This window comes from Methylobacterium sp. Ger2507, from assembly GCF_055231875.1.
Genome location: NZ_JBUYVC010000004.1, coordinates 1 through 21,151 on the forward strand (window position 1 = coordinate 1; position 21,151 = coordinate 21,151).

Consider the following 21,151-nt stretch of genomic DNA (forward strand, 5'->3'; position numbering starts at 1 on the left):
CTGCTATCATTAGTACGATCAGATTTATCTTGGGATAATAAGAGCAGGATGCTGATAATCTGCTTATGAGTTGCTGGCTGATCTATGCGTACCCGGCCTACTGTCTTGCTGCGCCCGAGCGGGAAGTATGTCGGCTTTGACGGGGCTCTACCCGAAAGCCATTCCCATTCCACTTCGCATTCGTCTTTTACGGTTTTGAATTCGACCATAGTAATTGTCCATCGCTGTACAGTATGTCGATTGACAAAATGGACAGTCAGTGCAGGTTCCATTTCGATTCATTGTCGAATATACGATCTTAAGGTGCTTGAAAACACTTGAACACATAAGCGGTCCCGCGGGTCCGGGGTCTCCACGCGAATGTCCAAGGCGAAAGCCTAAAGGCGTGCAAGGGCCGATGTGTCCGGTGTTTCAAACCCCGGATCTGCAACAGCCGTCTGAAACACGGCTTCACGGGACACGTCCAACCATGTCGCACTTGAACATCGTGCCGCCTCTGGCGGCGCAGGCGAACACGCTCGACCTTTTCACGCACCCCCTCACGGCGGGCGGCCTGTACCCGGGCTATCTGGTCCCCGGATGCCCTGGCTTAGACGGGGAGGAGCCGAGTTCGAACGCCTCGATTGAGGTGCTCATTCACCAGGACCAACTCACGGCGTTCACGGATGAGGCCAACGCCCTCGGGGAAGCCGCCGGCCTCCCGCATCCCGTGTGTGATGTCGCCACCGACCACGGGGGCGGCACATGGCGCCTTATCGAGGTCGTCGGCCCTCGCGCGCTGATCCTGGAGCTGATGCAGATAGCGCAGCGTCACGGATGCAAGCGCGTGCTGTACTCGGCATAGGCGGCCTGCCGGTATCGAGACCCGAGGGGCGCCCTGACCGGCGCCCCTTTCGCGTTTCAGATCGGCCTCGCGCGAGGAGTTGTGATCTGCGCCCACAGTCTCGGCAGTCGATCGGATGCTATAGGATTCCTTTCTATGTCGCTCCTATAGCAACGACGTTCCAATGGGCCTTGCCCATGTGGAACGGTCCAGACCTCTACCGTATCCGTTCCAAGGAAATTGTATTGCTTTTCGGAACGATCCGTGGTCCAACGTCTTAGAACCTATTGGAACGAACCGGACCGGAACGCCCCTCATGCTCATCGGCTACGCTCGCACCTCCACCCTGGAACAGGAAGCTGGCCTGGAGGCCCAAATCCGCGACCTGACGGCCCTTGGCTGTACCAAGCTGTATCAGGAGCAAGCGTCCTCCGTAGGCCCTCGCAAGGCCCTGGAAGCGGCTCTGGAGTTCGCCCGTGAAGGGGACACCATCGTGGTTACGAAGCTGGACCGGCTGGCCCGTTCGGTGACCCACCTGGGCAACATCATCGCCGGCCTGGAGGCCAAGGGCGTGGCCCTGCGTATCGTCAACCTGGGCGTGGACACCGCGACCCCCACGGGCAAGCTGATGCTGAACGTCCTCGCGGGTGTCGCTCAGTTCGAACGGGAGATGATGCTGGAGCGCCAGCGGGAGGGCATCGCCAAGGCAAAGGGGGAGGGCGCCTACAAGGGTCGGAAGCCCACCGCCCGGGCCAAGGCGGATCAGATCAAGGCCTTGTCCGCGGAGGGGCTGAGCATGGCCGCCATCGCGGCGAAGCTCGGGATTGGCAAGGGGTCGGTGCATCGCGCACTGTCCGGCGGGGCCTGATCGCCCGCCGAATCGAGACGGCGCGCGGCGGCACGTGGACAGCCGTCCAGGTGTCTCGGATCCTCGACCGCGCGGCCTGAGGGGCGCCCTGCCCCCGGCCCGGACCCCGCCCCCGGTGCACTCCAAACCGCAATCGTCAGCCGGCGCCTGAGGTCGCCACAAATTCTGGGTTCTGAAAACATGAGTGACATACAAACCAGCCGAACCACATGGCCGTGTATGTCTATCAACGGGCCTTTGACGCGCATGAACAGTAAGCCGAAAGTCCATCAGCTGGAGTTTGCTTGAAGATGACTTTCGGGGTATAAAAAGGCTGCTTTTCCGACGGTGTCGGAGCATTTCCCGAGAGCTCGACAAGGACGCGGGTTGATGGAACTGAACGCCCGACCCGCCGCCGACCCGGCGCTCAATCGGCTCCTCGTCGACCGGATCATGGGCCGGACGGCATCCGCGCCAGCACCTGCTCGTTCCGCCGATCCGTGGGACGCCTTCCCGGACGCTCCCGCAGCGGCTCCCGCGAAGGCCATCGACCCGTTCGACGCCTTCCCTGATGCTCCCCAGGCCGCAGCGCCCAAGCCGGCCCGGGTCATCAACTTCGAAGGCCGTCGGCTCAGCGTTCCGGGCGATGCGACGGACGACGAGATCACGCAGATCCTGAACACGCCCAAGCCGGCGGCCTCAAAGGTCATCGAGGTCGACGCGCCGGACGGGAGCATTGTCGAGTTCCCGGCCGGCACGTCCGACGATGTCATGTCGAAGGCGATGCGGGTGAAGTTCGGCGGTCCCTCGGGAGGCACCCCTGCTCCCGCGGCACCGGCCGAGGCCGGCGGCTTCATGTCGACGATCGGCGGCATGGCGAAAGCCGGCGCGCAAGGCGCGGTGCAGGGCCTGAACATGCTGGTCGACGCACCGGTCCAGGCGGTGAACCAGGCGCCCCGGCTCCTGAACATCAACGGCGGTCTGGTCAACAAGATCATGGGCCGCGAGGTGGTCCCGACCTTCGGGCCGATCAGCGACAACCCGCTCCTGCCCTCCGACATCATCCAGGCCGGCCCGCGCGCGGCCGGCGCCCGCGAGTACCAGCCGCAGGGCCTCGTCGAGCGCGTCATGAACCGCGTCGGCCAGGAAGTCGGCGCCTCGGCTGTTCCTGCAGCCGGCGCGCTCGTCGCCGGTAGCCGCCTCGGCGTTCAGGGTGCCCGGGCGCTGGCAACGAGCGAGAACCCGCTTGCGGCCCTGGCCTACGGCCCCGTCGAGGCCGCAGCTGCAAACCCGTTCGGCATGCTGACGCGCGAGGCGCTCGGCGCGGGAGCCGCCGGGACCGGAGCCGGCATCGCCAACGAGGCCGCGCGCGCTGTCACCGGCGACGACGTGAACCCGATGTCGGATCTTGCCGGTTCGGCCGCCGGGGTCAGCGCCCTCGCCATCGCCAAGCCGATCCTCGGTGCCGTCGGTTCGCTCGCCTCGGCCGCGCGCGGCTCGACCCGCTTCGCCGACGACGTCGCCCGCGAGGCCGTCGCTCACGAGATCATCGCCAATTCGGGCCATGCGCAGGCGCAGGTGGCCGGCGGCATCGACCGCGGCGCCATCGATGCGCAGCCACTCGCCGACCAGCTCCGGCGGACGTCCGCCGCGGAATCGACCATTCCCGGATACCGGTCGGACATCGCGGACCGGTCCGGCGACCCCGGGCTGGCCGCCTACGTGTTCGGCCATACGGCCGCCAACCCCGGCCTCGACACGGTCCGGCGGGCCTCGAACCAGCAAGCCATTGGCGACCGTATGGCCGAGCTCGCACCGACGGGGTCGTCCGGCCAGTTCCGCGCCGACCTGCAAGGCGGTGTCGACCGGCGGGTCGCGGCGGCCGAGAGCCAGGCCGAGATCGCGCAGCGCACCCTCGACGAGCACGCGCAGCGCCTGACGGCCACCATGACGGGAGAGGCCCGTGGCGCCGATATCCGGGCGGCCTTGGCACGAGCGGCCGACGAGGCGCGCGCCGGCGTCCGACAGGCGTACGAGCCGATCAACCGGGCGACCACGAACGTCGACGTCGCGCCGCTCGCCGAGCGCTTCAGCGGCATCGACGAGGCCTTGAGCGTGGCCGAGCGCCAGCGCTTCCGTCCGGCTGAGGCCGCCATTCCGGAGCGCCTTATCGGTCCTGCGGAAGCCACCGGACCGGTCGACACCGGCATCCTCGACGCCTCCGGCCGGCCGATCACCCGCGAACCGGCACCGGGCAACAGCCAACAGCCGCTCCGGGAGGTGACGGGGCTGCGCTCGGCCCTGACCGATGACGCTCGGGCCGCCCGTACGGCCAACCGTCCGGCCGAAGCCCGCATCATCGACCAGCACGTCACGGCGCTCGACAACTACCTTGACGAGGCGGTCCCGGACGGCCTGCGGAGCCAGTACGATGCGGCCCGTACGGCCCGGCGGGACTTCGCCGATCGGTTCGAACGACCGCAGAACGCGGTGGCGCAGGTGCTCGGCGAGCGCCAGGGCGTCTATGACGTGCCCGACAGCGGCGTCGCGCCCCGGTTCGCACAATCCGAGGAAGGCCGCCTGTCCGATCTGCGCCAGCTCATGAGCGAGGCCGGCGGCGATGCCCGCGTGCGCCCCGCCCTACGGGATCAGTTCCTGGCCAATATCCGCGACCGCGGCTTGCTCGACCGGCCGGACCAGCTCGGCTCTTATCTCGACCGGCATGCTACCTTGCTCGACCAGCTTCCCGGCTTGCGCAACGAGATCACGGCCGGCGGCCAAGCCAGCCGCACGGCATCGGAAGCCCGCGGCGCGGCCGATGCGACGCGGCGCGAGCTGACGACGCCCGGGCGTTCGCCCGAGGCGAGCTATCTGAAATTCGACGAGGCCGGGACGGTCCGCTCGATGCGTACTGTCCTCGGCGCGGCCAAGCCCGCGGAGGCGGCCGAACGGCTCCTGGCGACGGCCGGGACGAACCCGGAGCACGCGCGGGCGGCGTTCTGGGAAGCGCTGAAGGACCGGGCCACGGTCGACGGTGGGGTGAACCAGCCGAAGCAGATCAGCGGTCGGCGGGGCAACGACTTCCTGAACGACCCGCAGACCAAGGCCGTGGCCGAGGTGCTGTACCGCGACAAGCCCGAACAGCTTCGGGACATCACCGATGTGTTCGACGCGCTCGCCGGCTCGAACAGCGCCACCCGCGCCCGGCGGCCCGGCTCATCTGGGACGGCGCAGGGCATGCGGGCCGGCTACGATGCCGCCCTGTCGGCTGCTTCGATCTCCAGCCGCCTGCGCAGCGTCCACCGGGGCCAGCTTTCGCCGACTATCGCGGGCATCGATCTCCTGGCGACCTACCTTCGGAGGAAGTCGGCGCAGATCCAATCCGGCACGATCTCGCGACTGCGCGACGAGGTGGTCCAGAACCCGGAACTCGCGGCGCGGCTCCTGGAGGACTACAATCCGGCGACATACTCGGCCAAGCGCCGGGAGCTGCAAACGGCCTTCGGGGCGCGCGCTACCACGGCCATCCGGTTGTTCGACGAGGCCCATGATGAACAGGAGCGCCCGGAGGCGGCGGCAGTGCGGCGTGGTTCGCGATAGGCCGCTCCTATCCTGGATGGACGGGGCCATACGGAGGCTGGCCGTTAAGCCCTCCTGGCGCGAAGGTCCCAAACGCTCCCTAGGACAAAACCGATAAGTACGGCTCCGAGTACGCTCCCGACGAACATGCTGAGATTATGGGCAACGTACTCGTTGCTGGTCCATGGATAGAAAAGCTTACCCCTCCATTCGGTGAGAAGGTCAGCCAAGGAGACCAGGAAGCCAATTGCAGCGCCGATAAGCGCCCAACGCCACTTTGCTCTATCCATCGACAGATCACTACCCATCTGCACGTAGCTGAAAACAACCGTTGATATTATTTGTATCTTCAATCGAGGTCTGCGGATACCCTGCTTCGATACGTACAAGGACGAGACGCCGTTCACCGATGCGGCTCTCCACCCTCTCATCCAGGCGCCTGGAGCTCTGACAGCCCGATGACATATACACTGCATCACTTGGCGCCCGGCAGCTACGACCTGGCTCTGGACGGGGTCATCGTCGGCGGTGTGGTCCGCGAGACCACGGCCGGAGGCGCTTCTACCGGTTGGTGTGCAGAGCTTCTGGAGGATCTGCCGGCGGCGACCCGGCCCCGTCCCTTCGATTGCGTCGAGCATCGATTCCCGACGCTGGAGGCAGCAACGGCGTGGCTCGGCGGTGCGCCGATAACATCTTGAACCGCATGAGCTCTTCCCCTTCCCGATCTTTCTGATCCAGGAAGGGGAGAACCCAGCGTTGAGTGGGAAGCTGGCCTAAGGGCGAGTTACCTGCTTCGCACTTGTGGCAGTGCCACGGTTTCTAGCAACGAAGGCTTGAGCAATCTTCAAGAGAAAGTCGCGCTGCATCGTCCCGTAGACGTGAGTTGGCGGATCTTTACGAGGTACCTGTCGAAGATCGGGACCGGGCCAAATGAAGACGTTCGACTCGCTTATCACTACCCACTGTTGGTCGGCATCGAGGCCAGCAGCCGCTTTAATGGCATCAGGGATTTCAACAGCATCATTTAAGAGATAAGGCGGTGAATGCGTAATAGCTAAAACAAGAATTCTGGTAGTTTCATTTTCATCAATAACTGATAATGCAATAACTAAAGATGGATGAGGTCTGTCGGGCGTTTCTACGCCATCTTCATAATTTTTATGCCAGTTATAAGCGTAACTTATAATGGTGCCGCGCTCGGGTACTGGTAGCATATGATCTCCAATTTAAGTTGTTTCATCGTTTGATTTCCTCACTCAATTCGCTGATGAGATTGTCGATATCGTTCATAAAGACTTCAGGAGTGTCTTCATTTCTGTAGGCAACTCGATCACGTTTCATAAGACGATTGTATTCATCAATTGATAGAATGACATTTCTTTCGCGTCCATTTTTGCTGACGATGACAGGGCCCAAGAGAGCCACGTCGGCGAAATGCGAATACTGCCTCGCAATTTCGGCAGCGGTCGCCTTCACGGGTTGAGACTGAGACAAGGTGTATTTCCAAAAACAGACAACAATGTGTATAATATACATACTTTGCGCATTTTGTCAAGGCTCCTCTGCCGTCTCGTTGGTGCCAGAGACGCATTGTTCCAAGTCTCTCGGGAATGGGACCAATCCCAGGCCTCAGCTCACAGACGACGGGTCTGAATGGCAACGGGTTATCTGAGGGCTATGCCATCGCCTGATATCCCGCTTGAGGCGGCGTTCGAGCCTACGACAACGCGTTCACGGCGCGGGCGCAGAACACGGCCTGATTGGCCAAGACTTCCGTCTACCCAAAGCCGCCATCACCCGGACACGACCTGACAGAGGTCGCATCTTTGATCGCTTGCGCGAAGCTCAAATTTATTGTTTCGGTTCCACCCCCAGGGATAGAGGCGGCAGACGAGACCATGCCAGGCATCGTATTTCTCGTCGTAGACACCAACCTCTTCCACGAGTGCCGCAGCCTTGATGCTCCTGACTTCCCGTGGTCCGACCTTGGCGATTTTGACACCGTTGAGCTGATCGTCTCCGACCCCGTGCAAAGTGAGCTCGATAGGCACAAAAAGGACACCCGACCGCGCGTAAAGAAGCGTGCGGTCCAAGCGGTCTCGTGGTTTCGCGAGATGCTTCGGAGCGGGACTCGCGAGCACATATTCCGTCAGCAGGATCCCAGGGTGGTGATGCGGGTGACCGCCCAGACCGCAAGTTCGGCTTTTCCTGAATTCTTAGACCTGACCGTTGACGATGACAAAATCGTCGGCGTGGCGGTTGCTCTGGCAAGGGCCGCCCCCGAGCGGGACGTTCGCGTGCTGAGTCACGACACGCGTCCAATGGCGAAGGCAGACGCCGTGGGACTGCGGTTCGAATTCATACCAGATTCCTGGATCCGCGAGCCGGAGGCCGACGATCAAGAAAGAGAGATTGGTCGGCTGAAGGCCGAGGTCGCCGAATTGCAAGCGTCGTATCCGGTGCTCGCAGTCGGGGCGATTGGCGCTGTTGATAGGCGGCTGAGCCTGACGCGCGAAGCCCTTGCTGCATTATCAGAAGACGAGACCGCCTCAATCCGCACCCAGCTCTCTGAACGGTTCAGCTTAGCCAGCGTCGAGGAAGCGTTTGCCGACGCGCCTTCTTCGCAACGCCCACGTTCCCTTTTTTTGCGGGGAAACGTGGTTCACGTCCCGCCCTCGGAGCACGCAATCCGGCGCTATCGTGATGAGACCTATCCGACTTGGCTTGAAGGATGCGTTTCACACGTCGCCAATCTGCCGTCGGCACTTAACTCTCGAATCACGCCTTCGACCGTCACTGTGACATTGGACAACACGGGCTACAGGCCCGCGGAGAATGTACGAATTCGCTTTACGGCGCGCGGCCCCTTCTTAATCGCGCCACCCCGGAAGGAAGGCTATAGCTCCGAGGTTGCGAGCCTTCCGCAGGTCCCAAAACCACCGACAGGTCAGTGGTTGCACGAGGGTAACTCCGTAGCTTTTGCCACTCCGGTTAGGGATCCGTTCGATACAAGATTACTTGACTTTCACAACCACCGGTCTGCAGCCTTTACTCGGGACGACGAGACTTGGTTCTATGAGCCTGACACGCCTAACGCACCCGTCATGTCCTTTGACCTTGAGTGTCGGCGCTTCCGGCACGGCACCGACCCTGAGGACTTCGGGCTGATAATCTTCCCGCAATCCCACGAAGCCATCATTCGTGGAGCCATTCAGGTGGAGGTTAATGCTTCGAACGTGGGTCGATCTCTGACTGTGATTTTTCCAGTAGAGGTGAATTCAACTCTCAAATCTCCCATGCCAGCGATCAGTTCGTTTCTCAGTCGCCAAGACCCTATCGGACGCGCGCTTGAAGAGGAGCGCGGTTTTTTCTAGTCAATTAGGTGTGGCGTCTAAGCGACCCGCTGCCATTTGGCCGCATTGGCCCGCAACTCCTCCACCTCCCCACGCAGGGCTTCGATCTCGGCGTGCAACTCGCCGGCGTCGACCGCCAGCTCAACGCACTGATCCTGAGCCTCGGCGAGCTGCTGACGTAGCTCGCTGTTCTGGATGACGACGGCCAGGAACTCGGCGGTGCGCTGGCCCGTGTCGGTCATGCTGTCCCCTGCCCCGCCTATCGGGGCCGCGGGGCCTACCTCAGCCGACACGTCGATACCACTCACAGTGATGCTGGATCGCGAGATGGGGGACTCTCGCCTGCTGCTAGGAGTGCGGCGAGAGCCTCCGAGACCCGACCCAGTGGCACCTCCTGGTTTAGAGGAAGCCTTCTTTCCAGGAACCGAGCGTAAGCCGCCAGGAGGGCAGGATAGCTTCGAACAGGTGCAACTGCCGGTCCCCAGGCTCTCAAGCTCAACCGATCACTCATGAGTCGCCGGTCCTAGGTAGGTGCGAAGCTTGCCCAGGTCTTAGTGTTTGTCGAACCGCCCAAAGGCTACACCGGGCTTTAGGTGCAGGAAGCTCCGCTCCCCCGTAGCCGCCTCGGCCACATGATCGATCGCGTTCAGTAGCTGGCCGAGGTTCTGGTCGTTCGTGGGCTGAAGCAAGACGCGCCGTCCTGCGGTGCGCCCCGCCAGGAGTTGCGCTTCAGTCAGCGGATCGAAATCAGGGCGACCCTGTCGCTTCTGGCTCATTGCTCCTCCGGATCGCTGATTGCTCCAGCTGCGGCGGCGCTAAGGGCCGCAGTGAGCGCCATCAATAGGGCTGCCTCGATCATCGATCAGTCCTTGGGTTTGATGGCTTCCCCGAATGACCGGAGGCTCTCATCTAAGCGTGCCTGCCACATCGTTAACGAGCCGTTAACTCTCACGTGCCCACCTGCCACTCATGTGCACACGTGCGGATTCCCGCACGGCCGCATGTCGCCACGTGGGGGAGTACCCATGCGCACCATCGCGCTCATCAATCAGAAAGGCGGGGTCGGGAAGACGACGGTCGCCCTGCATCTCGCAGCGGCCTTCTGGCAGCACGGGGCCGATGCCCTGGTGCTCGACCTGGACCCGCAGGCCTCGGCCACCGAATGGCATGACGCGAGGGCCGAACAGCTCCCGCACGTCGAGAGCATCCAGCCGGCACGGTTGGCCAAGGTCGTGGAGCACGCGGCCGAGATCGGCACCGATGCGCTGATCCTCGACACGGCCCCGCACGCCGAGAGTACGGCCCTGGACGCCGCCCGATGCGCCGACCTGGTGCTGGTCCCGTGCCAGCCGTCCATCATGGACCTGCGGGCCATGCGGAAGACCGTCGAGCTTCTGAAGCTGGTCCAGGTCCCTGCCTTCGCAATCCTGAATGGCGTGCCGGCCTTCGGCACCGTGGCCGACGAGGCCGCCGAGATGATCGAGAGCAGCTTGGGCCTGGCCGTCTGCCCCGTTCGTCTCGGCGACCGGGTGGCCTACAGCCGATGCCTCATCGCCGGCCAGGTAGCGCAGGAGGTGGAGCCGCAGGGCAAGGCCGCCGGCGAGGTCTCCCGGCTCTACACGTGGACGTGTGAGCAGCTGCGCATTCCCGCAGGTGAGCATGTGCGCACGGCCACAGGTGCACGAGCGACCACGTCCACAAGCGAGCCCGTGCACACCAAGGCATGAGCGCATTTCCACATGTCTGGAATCCCACAGGGGAGCGTGTCCACATGAGCAACCGTTTTGCTGCAGGCCTTGGGAAGATCCGCGAGACAGGCGGGAAGGCTCCAGCTGTGCCGGCTGCTGTTCCCGCGCCTTCAGAAGCACCCGAGGCGGTCTCGGCGATGCCTCCCGGGCAGGCCCCAAGCCGTAAGGGCAAGGTCGTGATCTCCGGCTACTTCGACCCGGCAGTGCGCCAGCAGCTGGCCATCCTGGCGATCAAGCAGAACCGGTCACAGGCCGCACTCATGGCCGATGCGCTGAACATGCTGTTCGAGAAGCACAGCGAACCGCCGATTGCCCGAGCCTAAGGGGAGGGTAGGGGCGATGAAGCGCAGCGCTCTGACCGTCTGTCTGGCCCTCGCGTGCCAGCCAGCAACGGCCGCTTTCGAGAGCGGGAATGCCCTATTCAATAAATGCCCGGCCCAGGCGGGCGGTGCGACCTTCGATGAAGGGTATGCCGTCGGGTACATGGTGGGCGTCTTCGACCGGACGAATGCCAGCGGCCCGAGCCAAGCGGCCATCTGCCGACCCCAAGGGGTCAAAGTCCGTCAGATGCGAGACGTGGTCTGCAAATGGCTCAGCGATCACCCCGAACACAGACACCTGACAGCCGACTCGATTGTCGTCGCAGCGCTCACTCAGGCGTGGCCTTGTGCTAGATGAGTAGCTTCGCTGGTAGCAAAATACCTATCCAACGCGCCTCCTGAGGATCCCACGTGGCAACTATCACTGATCCCGCACGCGAACTGGCCGATGTATGCGAACGTTTATCTTCATCCACTAATGAGCGAGGAGATCAACATCTTGCAAAAAACTTCAAGGTCGAGCCTTGGTCTAGAGAATTTTATCAAATAATATTTTGTATAATCGAAAGAGCTGATTTCGTTTCCGGTATAATAGATATTTTAGAAATCGATAACGACCTAAAAGTTGAGGCTAAAGACCATATTGCAAGTTTGAAAAGGGGGTTTGATCACACTTCTCTCGGAAATGGTTGGTCTCATAATGGCGTTAGACTTCTGAGTAGAGAAAACATACAGCCAATCAAAATGATTTCGTCGGAAGTTCGAAAAAAGATATCATATCCTAAGTTAGAGCCAACTGAAATTCAAGAATTAATCGCCTTAGTAAATCAGCTAGAAGGCTGGCTTGAAGAGCATCAATTGAATGAGCATGATTTTATACGACAATCTCTGATAGATGGCATTAAGCAATTCAAATTTAGGCTGGAAAGAATCAACTGGGTTGGTTGGGGGTACACAACTGAATCATTAAGAGATGTTATAGGTGCATATCTAGCTCTAGAAAAAGGTACTATTGACCCTGCGGCAAATCCAGACGCAGCAGTCATGCTTGCAAAAGTAAAGACATTCCTAGAGGCTTTCTACGAAAAGGCAAATTTATCACGGAATGTATATTCGACTGGGGAATTTATTTTGAAAATGTATGGAGCCGCGTCGCTTGTAGCACACGGTGCAAATGTTTCTGGCTTGCTCACATATCTTGGAGCCAAATAACTGACCCTCGGCAGGGCAGGAGCGAGCTGGTTCTGCCCGAAGCGCGCGGCCACCCTTAGAACGTTGACTTAACCACGTTCTCCGGTCGACATGCCATGTCCGGCTAGGCCCGCCTCGCGCGAGTCGTAAGCCGGCGTCAGGAGAGATCAACGCCGCGAGATAGACCCTGAAACGACTACGGCCCCCCAGTCGCCAAACTGGAGGGCCGCGAAATCGATGGGCCTGTGAGGCCTCTAGACAATCCCTCACAAGCCATACGGCCCCCTTGGGTGTCAAGTGAGAACGCCAATTCTCACGTCGAGAAGTCGTGCCTGGACCCCTGCCGCGGCCCGTATGGGACCGAGGACGATGTTCGTTGACGAGATTAGGCGAGCGGCCGGTGTGGCCGCGCGCGTGGAGCTGCCGGCCGTGTCGGTGGCCCTGTGGAAGGCGTTTGCGGCCGGACAGGTGACGGAGACCGAGGCCGAGGAGCTGTCGGCCCTCATCGAGGCGCGCAAGGCCTTGCCAATGGCGCCAGGACGACCGCCAGCGGCCCGCAGAGGGTCACGGCCACGCACCGACGCCAGCCTTGAGCGTCGCCGCCGGTGGGCCGCCTCGGGCCGGCTCCCGCCGAACCTGGCCGCACGGTTCAGCACGGCCGAGACGGCGGTCCTGGCCGTGGTCGCTACCGAGGCGGTGAAGCACGGACGCTGCACCCTGGCCCAAGGCCATCTCGCGGCCGTCGCGGGCGTGTCGGTGTCGACGGTGAAGCGCGCGATCCGCGCGGCCAAGGCCCTCGGCCTGGTCGACGTGACGGTGCGTCGGGTCTCGGCCTTCCGGAACGACACGAACGTGGTGACGGTGGTCAGCCGCGAATGGCTGGCATGGATGCGCTTAGCCCGGCAGGGGGGAGGGGGTCAGCTTGGAACTAGCGCGAATATCCTTGTTCCTAGAAGCCCTTCAGAGAGGGCTGCAAAGCCGTCTCAAGGATCTGCCGAAAGGCAGGGTCACTCCCATGGGAGCGGGTCGTTGGCTTCGAAGCGGGACGCCTTATCGGGCAGTGCTATGGGTGGCGCTCGTGCAGTTCATCGATGAAACGACAGCCGACCTCGCTGCAATGGTCGAGGCTGATTTCGGCGCTCTCCCCGCGGGCGGTCTCAAGCACGACACGCTAATCGCGTGGCTGCACTACCGCGCCCGCTGCATCGTCCAACGGCCTCGGATCGTGGTGCAGTCGGCCGAGGTCCAGGCGTTGCGGACGGTCTACCCAGCCATCCCGGAGATCTCGGCGCGGCTGCGGGTAGGGGCCGACGTATCGCCTTGGCTCAGCAACACGATCCGGCGTCAGAAATCCGAGCTCCGAGCCGATCTCATGTTCAACGATTGGCAGATCAGCCACTTCCACCTTGGGGCCATCTCTCCGCTGACGGGGATCGTCAAACGGGGCAAGAGGAATGCGAAAGAGCCGCTCCTCTACGCCTATATCGGGGCGGACCGTGCAGTCCTTATCGACGTGCAGCCGCATGGCGCGTGGACCCAGGCCGAACTCCTCCGGGTCCTACTGCGAACCGACCCGCAATCGATGAACACCGAAGCCATTGGTATCTTACCCTCGCGGACGCCGTTCACTGATGAAGAGCGCGCGGTCCTGCGGAAGAAGCACGTAGCGACCACCGTTGAGATCGACGGCCGATCATTCTTCTCACCTGGGATGGGCATGGGTGGAAACGGCGGCGGGGTTCGCTTCCTCATTCTGGGAGATCAGATCGCCCACATGGTTCGCGAGGTGGTCCAGCAGATCGAGACCAACACGCTGCCTCAGCGCCTGATGCAGCGTGTGGCGGGGCAGATCGGTCTGCCCGTACGCCTGGGCATCAGGTTCGAGCACGGCGAGTTTCGGGCCTACGATAAGAACCGTGGCCTCGACCTGATGCGTGTGCCTAAGATCCTGGCCTGAAGCGCATTCGGCTGGTCGGTATGAAGAACGATCGGCAGGATGGCGGAATGAGTATGCAGCAGTCGTTCTTCCACTTGGCGGGCCAACCACTCGGGCCGGGGTCAACCATCCTGCCGGGCAACTGGGGTCGGGTCATCCGACGCTTGAGTTGGGGGCACGGCTTTGCGCTCCGCGAGATGGCTCTGGAAGCCTACCGTCTAGCGCACCATCCCGAACTCCCTTCCCGCATGGAGGCGGCCTTCGTCTTCCTGACCGTTGAAGAAGCCAACGCCCTCAGGGCAGGCGACGGCAACCAGAGGACAGGCTACGAGCAGCATTGCACCTACCGCGTACGTCTCGCGGCACCAGACGCGCCGAGCTTTGTCGCTGACCACCGTTGGGTTGCACCCGCCGGACCGCTTCGCCACGACTGGGCCGAGCTCTATTGGCGTGGGCTCGATACGAACGGCAATCCTCGCTTCCAACAGGGCGATGCGGCTGTGAACGTGCAAGCCGATGGCAGGGGGCCGTACCGCGAGATGCTGACCCTCTCGCCGCTCATTATCGAGGAGCGCTTGGACCGCGACTAAGGACAGGTTAGGATTTTCTCACTGGGCGCTACGTCAAAGCTGGTTGAACCCGCACGGCCGATCCGCCCGTTCCGCTGTAGCGGACGCGGCTCCGGAGGGCTCCAGCAACCCGGGATGACGTAGCGCCCAGTGTTAGAAGTCCCCTGCCTTCAGGCATTCGGCCAGTTCATCGGCGCTGAAGCCCTTCCACAGGCGAAACTGGTGGGCTGCCTCGATGTTGTCCTCGGAACCACCGACGCTGAACGAGGCCGTCTCGCCGAGCCGATGGAAGTGCCCGAACCTCAACAGCGCCTTCGCCCGTAGGGTCTCGAAAGGCATGGTGCTGCCGTAGCGGCTGATCTCCTTCAGCCGGCGATTGATCCCTTCCACGAACCCGTTGGTGACGCGGAGGTCGGTGCTGAAATAGTTGAAGATCTCTCTGTTCCAGCGCTGGCCGGTCATGTCCCGGAGGTTGTGGAAGTGCCGATCCACCCTGTGCGTTGCCGGATTGTCGAGCCTAGCCGCCCACTTGGCGAAGGCACGCTCGGCCCCTTCGCGCGTGTCGTGCTCGTAGATCTGGCCGAACTCCTTCCGCAGGTCATGGGCACGCGCCAGCTGCGGGCTGGAAGCCTTCAGGTCTTTCAGGAGGAGGCGCTGTTCCTTGCTCAGGTTCTTGGAGCCGGTGTTGAACAGCTTCGCTTGCTGCGCCAAGGCTCTTTTCGAACGGGTTGGCAGCGTGTCCGCGAAGGCCTTCCGCGCCGCGTCCATGGCGAATGATGCCTGTTGGATGACGTGGAAGCGGTCGACCACGATCAACGCGCGGGTGAACAGCTTCGCGGCGACCAGCTTGTAGGGCCGATGCATATCCTGGCAGAACACCCTGACATTGATGTGGTAGCTTTGCTCGGCGAAGAAGTTTTCCACGACCTTGGCGCTGTTCCCCGGCACGATATCGAGGATGCGGCCGTTACTCAGGTCCGTTGCTACGAAGCAGAGCTGACCGCGTATCCTGGTCTCGTCCACACCGATGTAGGCGGGCAGATCGACGTGGTAGTCCGCCAGCATCGTGGCCTGGTAGTTATGGAAGATCCTCGCCACCAGGGACACGTCGACGGACTGTAGCCGGGCCGCCTCTGCGAAGGGACGTTTGACCGAGGCGAACGCTATGTCTCGATGCAGCCGGCGCGTGACCCGGTACCTGTCGTGGATCTCGGGCAGGGGGTGGGACCGGACCTTGCCGCAGCCGGCGCACTTGTATCGGGGCCGGTCCAAGTCGAGCCAGGTCGGGACGTTGTGGATGCGGCGGTCGCGCACCGATATCGACCGGCTTCCGTAGGGTTTCGGCTGCGGGGCGGCGCAGCATGTCAGTTCGGGCTCGTAGTGAATTTCGCCTTGGACGCGGATCTCCTTCAGCGGGGCCTCCGGTATCCAGCCCAACATCTCGCGTTTGATCCGGACAGCCTCGGGCAGGTCGTCGTCCTCATCTCCCACCGACAGGAGCGGCTTCGGCGTCTCATAGATGCGGGTGACGTCAGCACCCCGGATATTTTCGAAACCAAGCCAATCCAGATCGTCCCGGACCGGGGGAAGGTCGTCTGGCAGGAAGCCGTCCGGCAGGTCACGGCCGAATACCAGCCTGTTTTCGTCCGTCGGATGCGGGCGAAGGATCAGCCCGTGTTCCATCGGATACCCGGGAAGGGTTGGCTCCGGCCAGTCGAGATCCAGAACGTCCTGCGCCACCTCAACCCCCGCCCATGTCGATCATTGGCGCGCAGCATGGCCACGGCAGATTGCGGTTCAGTTGAGATTTGAAGTGAACAGCGCGTCTATGCATCAGGTCTAAATGCACTTTGGCGCCAAGCACATGTAGCCATCGTGTATGTCAGAGACATTTTGTCTTTTAAACGATTTCTCGCAGCTCAATCGACCCTGTATGTCTAGTGTATGTCACCCATGAGATTACGAGAGCCGGGATTTTAGTCCCGCTTTGACTTGGCGAGACCCTTGACGACCGCGCTTGCACGCTCCAATATCATGGCCACGGCCTGCGCTTTCCTGAGAAACAGTTGAACCGGCGTATTTGACAGCAGTCCGACCCCACCCCTGATCGCTTTCGCGATGTGCGCCGCTATGGCGGCCCCTCGCATGGGAGGACACGCATGTCTTCGACCCTTGCCCCGGCGTCCGCCGGCCGCTGCCGCATTCCCGATCTCGGCGCTCTGCCCGATGACGTGATCCTGGACCGCAACCAGGTCTCAGCCGTCAGCGGCTTTGCCGTCCACACCCTGAAGCTATGGGCCAAGCAAGGCCGGGGGCCTCGCGTCACCGTCATCGAGGGGCGCCCCCGCTACCGCGTCCGCGACACGCGCGAGTGGATCGGTGCGGTCTGATGCCCTTCATGTTGAGAGATCACGGATTCCAGAGAGCTGTCTTCAGCCCGGAGCCCAACTACCAAGCCGGCAACGCCGAGTTCCTCGACCCGGACCCAGCCTGCCGCATCCAGATCCGACCTCTCCTGAAGTCGGACTATGCCGGATGGGGCGAAGGCAGGCCTGGAAACGCCGTCCTGTATGCTCGCGAGAGCGGCTCTGAGCACGAGTTCATCTGCTTCATCTGGATGCCGCGTCGTCTCCGGAAGAACAACCGTGCCAGCGTCATGGCGACGATCAACCTTATGCAGATCCTGGACCCAGTCACGGCCGGCAAGCTGCGCGCGATTGCTGCGCAGACCAAGTGGCCACGTCGTTAGCGGCAGCTCATCCCCATTCGCTCACGAAAAAGGCCGGCACCTTTGTGGAGAAGGTGGCCGGCCAGGAAGGTTTTTCGATGTCTCTCGACAATGTAGGCCGCGATCTTGCATCAAGCAACGGGTCAGATAGTCCGCCTCCACTGAGTAGCGTGGAGCCGATGAACCTCGTGGCGTGGCCCGAGGCTGATGTAGCCACGATGCGGCGTTTCATATCGGTCGTTTTCAAGGGAATCGAGCCAAGGCGGGGGCACGTGGCCCTTCGTGCGTTCGGCCACGTTGGCGAGGAAAAGGCCCATATCCGGTGGCATCCCTTCGGCCCGGGGTTGATCCCCACAGCTGTCGATTTCGCGTCTGAGATAGCTGCCCTGACCGGCGACGAGGTTGCTGTGTTTTGCCCGCCGGTATGCGTGTTCGGCGACCAGCGGCGCAACGGCAAGCCCGTCGCTACAGAAGCCAATGTCATTGCGTGCCGGGTCATTGCCCTAGAACTTGATGAGCAGCCAAGGGAAATGTTGCGCCGGGCAACGTCGACCCTCGGAGAGCCCACACTTGTCATCCAATCTGGTGGGGCGTGGAACGGCCCTAGCGGCCCTGAAGACAAGCTGCACGCGTATTGGAGGCTCACGGAAGTCGCCTCGATACCCCAGGATTTGTCTCGACTCCGGAAAGTGCGCGAGGGTTTGACCCTCTTGTGCGGCGGCGACGGCACTGCGGCTCCGATCTCGCACCCGATGCGCTGGCCAGGGTCTTGGCACACCAAGGGCAAACCGAGGCTTTGCACAATCCAAAGCGAGAGCGAGAACGAAATCAGCCTGGCGGATGCTGACGACTACATCGCTACGATGGCCGAGATCCTAGGGGTTGATCTCACTAAAACGACTGGGCTCCTCCCGGCAAGGGAAGGCGGTTTCAAGACAGAGAGGCCTCTAGGGCCGACGCAACTCAACGCCCTAGCATCAGCGATCCACAACCCGCCGGACTTGCCGTGGAAGGATTGGAACGAGCGCGGCATGACGTTCTACGATGCCTCACACGCCTCACCGGATGGGCTAGAGGCTTTCCATACGTGGAGCGATAAGAACGAGGCGAAGTACGATCCGGACGATGTGGATCACCGTTGGGCGCATTATCACCGGTCACCGCCCAATGATCTGTCCGCCGGCACGCTATTCCGCTTGGCGCAGGCGCACAGCCCGCACATCGCGATCCCGATGAGCGAGCCGATCGACGTGGCGGCGGTGTTCGAGCCCTATGCGGGCGAGCCTTCGCCCGATGCACCCTCCCTCGCTGAGATGGGAGGGCCAGCGGAAGGGGCGAGTGACGCCGATGCACCCGACTATGTCCAGCGCCTGAACCGCGAGCACGCTTTTGTCATGAACAACGGTCAATCCGCGGTGCTGAACCAGGGCGAGCATGGCGGCGTCACGTTTTCCAATCGAAGCTCGTTCCTGGACCGGTACCAGAACGACACGGTGATGGTTGATAAGCGCGTCCAGTCTGTGGGGGCGCTATGGATGAAGGACCCGTACCGGCGTTCCTTCGTCAAAGGCGTGGAGTTCGCGCCCGAGGGCGTCCAGCCCGGGGTGTTCAATCTCTGGCCGGGGTTCCGGCCCTTCGGCGGCGCCGCGGCCCCGGGCGGCTCGTGTGAGCTCATCCTGGCGCATATCCGGGACATCATCTGCGACGGGAACAAGGCGGCCAGCCGTTATCTCATCGGTTGGCTCGCGCACATGATTCAGCGGCCGGAGAAGAAGCCCGGAGTCTGTGTGGTGCTGCAAGGCGAGAAGGGCACCGGCAAGGACACGCTCGGCTACTACCTCGGCGGGATGATGCCGGGCTTGCGCCTTGGCGTCTCTCAGCAAGAACAGATCACCGGCCGGTTCAACGGACATTTGTCCGATAAGCTCTTCCTGCACGTGGAAGAAGCAATTTGGGCCGGGTCCAAACAGGCCGAAAGCGCGCTCAAGGCCCTCATCACGTCACCGACGCTCACGATCGAATATAAGGGCCTGACGCCGTTCACGGTGAAGTCAAAGCTGCGTTTGTTCATGACATCGAACGAGGATTGGGTCGTTCCTGCCTCTGACGACGAGCGGCGTTTTTTCGTCTGCCGGGTCAGCTCGGCCAAGCGCAGGAACGACCCATATTTTGATGCGATCTGGCGGGAGCATGACAACGGCGGAGCCGCGGCCTTCCTGGCGTACCTTCGGGCTGTCGATCTTTCGAACTTCGATGTGCGCGCGGTCCCGAACACCGAAGGGCTAAGAGACCAGAAGCTCGCCAGCCTTCGCAACTTCGATCTCTGGTGGTTCGAGCAACTTCAGGACGCCACGTACTGGCGAGAGGATGGGACGGCGGAGCCTATCGCGAGAGATCGCCTCTACGACGCGTACCGGGCATGGCTGGATAAGCGCCGTCACGAGAACGCCCCTTGGAACAAGGTGCACGTGGGACGGCGCCTCCGGGAGCTTCTGCCGGACAAGTGGGACGCCGAAATCCGCCTCAGGCTGGAGGGAGGACAGCGGCCTTACGGCTATCGCCTTCCGGATTTGGCGACCTGCCGGCGTATTTGGTCCGACCGATACGAGACGCCCGATGCTTTCTGATGGAGTGGTCCAAGTTCGCCTAGGCCTAGATCGGTTGCCTAGGCTGAAAAACAACAACAAAACCAGAGACTTCCTAGGTGGTCTAGGTGGTCCAGGCATCGGGACCAATTCGCTATATGCGCGGATTGCGTGGGGTCAGCCCGGGGTGGGGGCTGGGGAGGACGGTAGCACCCTAGATCCACACGTGAAGAAGTTACCTAGACCTCCTAGACCTCCTAGACCTAAGTTGAAAAAGAGTAGCAATAACAGTGAATTAAGCGGGTCTAGGCGAGATGGAATTTCGAATGGCAACCTGGACCACGTGGGCCAAAAAGCCGTACCCGGTAAAAAGCCTCTGAAGCGGCGGATACCCCTATGGGGCGTTTCATGAAAAGGCGTGGCTCGAACACGGGGAGGCCAACGCCTAAGCAGCGTGCGTGGTGGTCTTCGGCCCGGTTCCGAGAGATCGGCCGCCGGACCTGCCAGCGCATTAACGCCGCCCGCCGCAACGCCGTGAAGTGCGGCGCAAAGAGGAAGACGGACGGCGAGCCTTGCCAGAACCTGCCACTCACGAACGGCCGTTGTGCGTGGCACGGAGGAAAAACACCCTCGGGCAAGGCATGGCACGTCGTTCAATATCCGCCTTCCGACACGCCAGTCCGCGCAGCCAAGTCCGACAGGAAGGCCGCCGACGTGGTGAAGCGGGCGCGGAAGCTGGCCACGCGCTTAGCTGCGATGTCGCCTGAGGATCGCGCCCGGTACGAGGCATGGAAGCGTACCCACGAACCGGGGTCGCCTGCAGCGCGATCCGCAGCCCGGCGCACGGCCGCTCAGAACCGGGCCACGCGCGAGCTTCTGGCGCGTCCGGACGCTCCGCGGTCGCGAGACGCCGACATCGCCGAGGTGGAGATGTTCCTGGCGCAAATGAAACGAGAGCAGGCAGCTGCGGAGCAAACGCGCGCCACTGAGGCGGCGCTTGCGTTGATGGGCGACGTCTTCGGATAAGCTCCAGGCGGACGGCCTCAGGGCGTTTCGGGCTTCGTTCGAGCCTTGGAGGTGCGGCGAAGCACGGCCCGCTGTCTTTTCCTCCTCTGGTCCTGGCGGAAGGCCTCCCGGCGCGCCTTTTCCTCATCTGTCAGCGGTGCGCGTTTGATGGGGCCGGCAATCCTTTTAAGAAGCAAAGCTCGCCGAGCACGAGCCGCCGCGTCCGCGCGGGCCTGCTCCTCTGGAGATGGAGCTGGCTTAGCGACCGGTTCTTCATCCCGCAGTTTCAGCTTCGCGGCACTATGCTCGAATTCATCCAGATCGACGGCACGAATGAGATTTGGTCTGCCCGGTATAAATTTTAGTTTGCCGGTCAGCCTGAGGCGCTTCACCGTCCACACCGAGCATCGCAAGCGATCCGCCGCTTCTTCTTGCGTTAGAAGATGATTGCCGCGCTCGGATTTTTG

Annotated in this window: 23 protein-coding genes; 16 read left to right on the top strand and 7 right to left on the bottom strand. The window is 62.2% G+C overall.

What is annotated here, in order from left to right:
- Positions 1–209, bottom strand: a 209-nt coding sequence (locus ACV7NL_RS24630) for a hypothetical protein (RefSeq protein WP_463357380.1), incomplete at its 3' end; no start/stop codon positions are given.
- Between the two features lie 260 nt (positions 210–469).
- Between ACV7NL_RS24630 and ACV7NL_RS24635 the strand changes: the two genes are divergently transcribed.
- The 4 genes from ACV7NL_RS24635 (at position 470) to ACV7NL_RS24650 (ending at position 5,947) form a co-directional block, all read left to right on the top strand.
- Positions 470–844 (top strand): hypothetical protein, encoded by a 375-nt coding sequence (locus ACV7NL_RS24635; protein WP_463357381.1) that lies wholly within the window; start codon positions 470–472, stop codon positions 842–844.
- Between the two features lie 295 nt (positions 845–1,139).
- Positions 1,140–1,691 (top strand): recombinase family protein, encoded by a 552-nt coding sequence (locus tag ACV7NL_RS24640; protein ID WP_463357382.1) that lies wholly within the window; start codon positions 1,140–1,142, stop codon positions 1,689–1,691.
- 369 nt (positions 1,692–2,060) lie between these two features.
- Entirely contained in the window at positions 2,061–5,270 is a 3,210-nt protein-coding gene (locus ACV7NL_RS24645; RefSeq protein ID WP_463357383.1) for a hypothetical protein, read from the top strand.
- Between the two features lie 437 nt (positions 5,271–5,707).
- The gene (locus tag ACV7NL_RS24650) at positions 5,708–5,947 is read left to right on the top strand and encodes a hypothetical protein (RefSeq protein WP_463357384.1); all 240 of its coding nucleotides are present in this window, start codon (positions 5,708–5,710) and stop codon (positions 5,945–5,947) included.
- A gap of 75 nt (positions 5,948–6,022) precedes the next feature.
- Here the strand turns inward: ACV7NL_RS24650 and ACV7NL_RS24655 are convergent, their stop codons facing one another.
- Positions 6,023–6,463 (bottom strand): hypothetical protein, encoded by a 441-nt coding sequence (locus tag ACV7NL_RS24655; protein ID WP_463357385.1) that lies wholly within the window; start codon positions 6,461–6,463, stop codon positions 6,023–6,025.
- Between the two features lie 22 nt (positions 6,464–6,485).
- Entirely contained in the window at positions 6,486–6,743 is a 258-nt protein-coding gene (locus ACV7NL_RS24660) for a type II toxin-antitoxin system prevent-host-death family antitoxin (protein WP_463357386.1), read from the bottom strand.
- Positions 6,744–7,009: 266 nt separating this feature from the next.
- Here ACV7NL_RS24660 and ACV7NL_RS24665 point away from each other — a divergent pair, with 266 nt between their 5' ends.
- The gene (locus ACV7NL_RS24665; RefSeq protein WP_463357387.1) at positions 7,010–8,623 is read left to right on the top strand and encodes a PIN domain-containing protein; all 1,614 of its coding nucleotides are present in this window, start codon (positions 7,010–7,012) and stop codon (positions 8,621–8,623) included.
- 17 nt (positions 8,624–8,640) lie between these two features.
- On the opposite strand, the gene ACV7NL_RS24670 is transcribed toward ACV7NL_RS24665, so the two are convergent.
- Both ACV7NL_RS24670 and ACV7NL_RS24675 read right to left on the bottom strand, forming a co-directional pair.
- A complete protein-coding gene (locus tag ACV7NL_RS24670) occupies positions 8,641–8,844 on the bottom strand; it encodes a hypothetical protein (RefSeq protein ID WP_463357388.1) in 204 nt (67 codons plus the stop codon).
- A 309-nt stretch (positions 8,845–9,153) separates the two neighbouring features.
- On the bottom strand, positions 9,154–9,378 hold the full coding sequence (locus tag ACV7NL_RS24675; protein ID WP_463357389.1) for a hypothetical protein: 225 nt from the start codon (positions 9,376–9,378) through the stop codon (positions 9,154–9,156).
- A 249-nt stretch (positions 9,379–9,627) separates the two neighbouring features.
- Between ACV7NL_RS24675 and parA the strand changes: the two genes are divergently transcribed.
- From parA to ACV7NL_RS24710, 7 genes are all read left to right on the top strand, one after another.
- Entirely contained in the window at positions 9,628–10,329 is a 702-nt protein-coding gene (gene parA / locus ACV7NL_RS24680) for a ParA family partition ATPase (protein WP_463357390.1), read from the top strand.
- A gap of 44 nt (positions 10,330–10,373) precedes the next feature.
- A complete protein-coding gene (locus ACV7NL_RS24685) occupies positions 10,374–10,673 on the top strand; it encodes a ribbon-helix-helix domain-containing protein (RefSeq protein WP_463357391.1) in 300 nt (99 codons plus the stop codon).
- Between the two features lie 16 nt (positions 10,674–10,689).
- Positions 10,690–11,028, top strand: coding sequence for a Rap1a/Tai family immunity protein (locus ACV7NL_RS24690; RefSeq protein ID WP_463357392.1), 339 nt, complete (start codon positions 10,690–10,692; stop codon positions 11,026–11,028).
- A 53-nt stretch (positions 11,029–11,081) separates the two neighbouring features.
- Positions 11,082–11,882 carry a hypothetical protein gene (locus ACV7NL_RS24695; RefSeq protein ID WP_463357393.1) on the top strand — a complete coding sequence of 267 codons (801 nt, stop codon included), beginning with the start codon at positions 11,082–11,084 and terminating at the stop codon, positions 11,880–11,882.
- Positions 11,883–12,230: 348 nt separating this feature from the next.
- Positions 12,231–12,956: a transcriptional regulator gene (locus tag ACV7NL_RS24700; protein WP_463357394.1), complete on the top strand. Its 726-nt coding sequence runs from the start codon at positions 12,231–12,233 to the stop codon at positions 12,954–12,956.
- Positions 12,940–13,818, top strand: a complete 879-nt coding sequence (locus ACV7NL_RS24705) for a hypothetical protein (protein ID WP_463357395.1) — start codon at positions 12,940–12,942, stop codon at positions 13,816–13,818. Before ACV7NL_RS24700 ends, ACV7NL_RS24705 begins: the two co-directional genes overlap by 17 nt.
- Positions 13,819–13,865: 47 nt before the next feature.
- Positions 13,866–14,387, top strand: a complete 522-nt coding sequence (locus ACV7NL_RS24710) for a hypothetical protein (protein WP_463357396.1) — start codon at positions 13,866–13,868, stop codon at positions 14,385–14,387.
- A gap of 132 nt (positions 14,388–14,519) precedes the next feature.
- Here ACV7NL_RS24710 and ACV7NL_RS24715 read toward each other — a convergent pair whose 3' ends face one another.
- A complete protein-coding gene (locus tag ACV7NL_RS24715) occupies positions 14,520–16,106 on the bottom strand; it encodes an ISL3 family transposase (protein WP_463357397.1) in 1,587 nt (528 codons plus the stop codon).
- Between the two features lie 419 nt (positions 16,107–16,525).
- On the opposite strand from ACV7NL_RS24715, the gene ACV7NL_RS24720 reads away from it, so the two are divergent.
- From ACV7NL_RS24720 to ACV7NL_RS24735, 4 genes are all read left to right on the top strand, one after another.
- A complete protein-coding gene (locus tag ACV7NL_RS24720) occupies positions 16,526–16,756 on the top strand; it encodes a hypothetical protein (RefSeq protein WP_463357398.1) in 231 nt (76 codons plus the stop codon).
- Between the two features lie 8 nt (positions 16,757–16,764).
- Positions 16,765–17,115: a hypothetical protein gene (locus ACV7NL_RS24725; protein ID WP_463357399.1), complete on the top strand. Its 351-nt coding sequence runs from the start codon at positions 16,765–16,767 to the stop codon at positions 17,113–17,115.
- 158 nt (positions 17,116–17,273) lie between these two features.
- Positions 17,274–19,721, top strand: coding sequence for a DUF5906 domain-containing protein (locus tag ACV7NL_RS24730; RefSeq protein ID WP_463357400.1), 2,448 nt, complete (start codon positions 17,274–17,276; stop codon positions 19,719–19,721).
- 366 nt (positions 19,722–20,087) lie between these two features.
- Positions 20,088–20,705, top strand: coding sequence for an HGGxSTG domain-containing protein (locus ACV7NL_RS24735; RefSeq protein WP_463357402.1), 618 nt, complete (start codon positions 20,088–20,090; stop codon positions 20,703–20,705).
- Between the two features lie 17 nt (positions 20,706–20,722).
- Here the strand turns inward: ACV7NL_RS24735 and ACV7NL_RS24740 are convergent.
- A partial coding sequence (locus tag ACV7NL_RS24740; protein ID WP_463357401.1) for a helix-turn-helix domain-containing protein occupies positions 20,723–21,151 on the bottom strand: 429 nt, incomplete at its 5' end.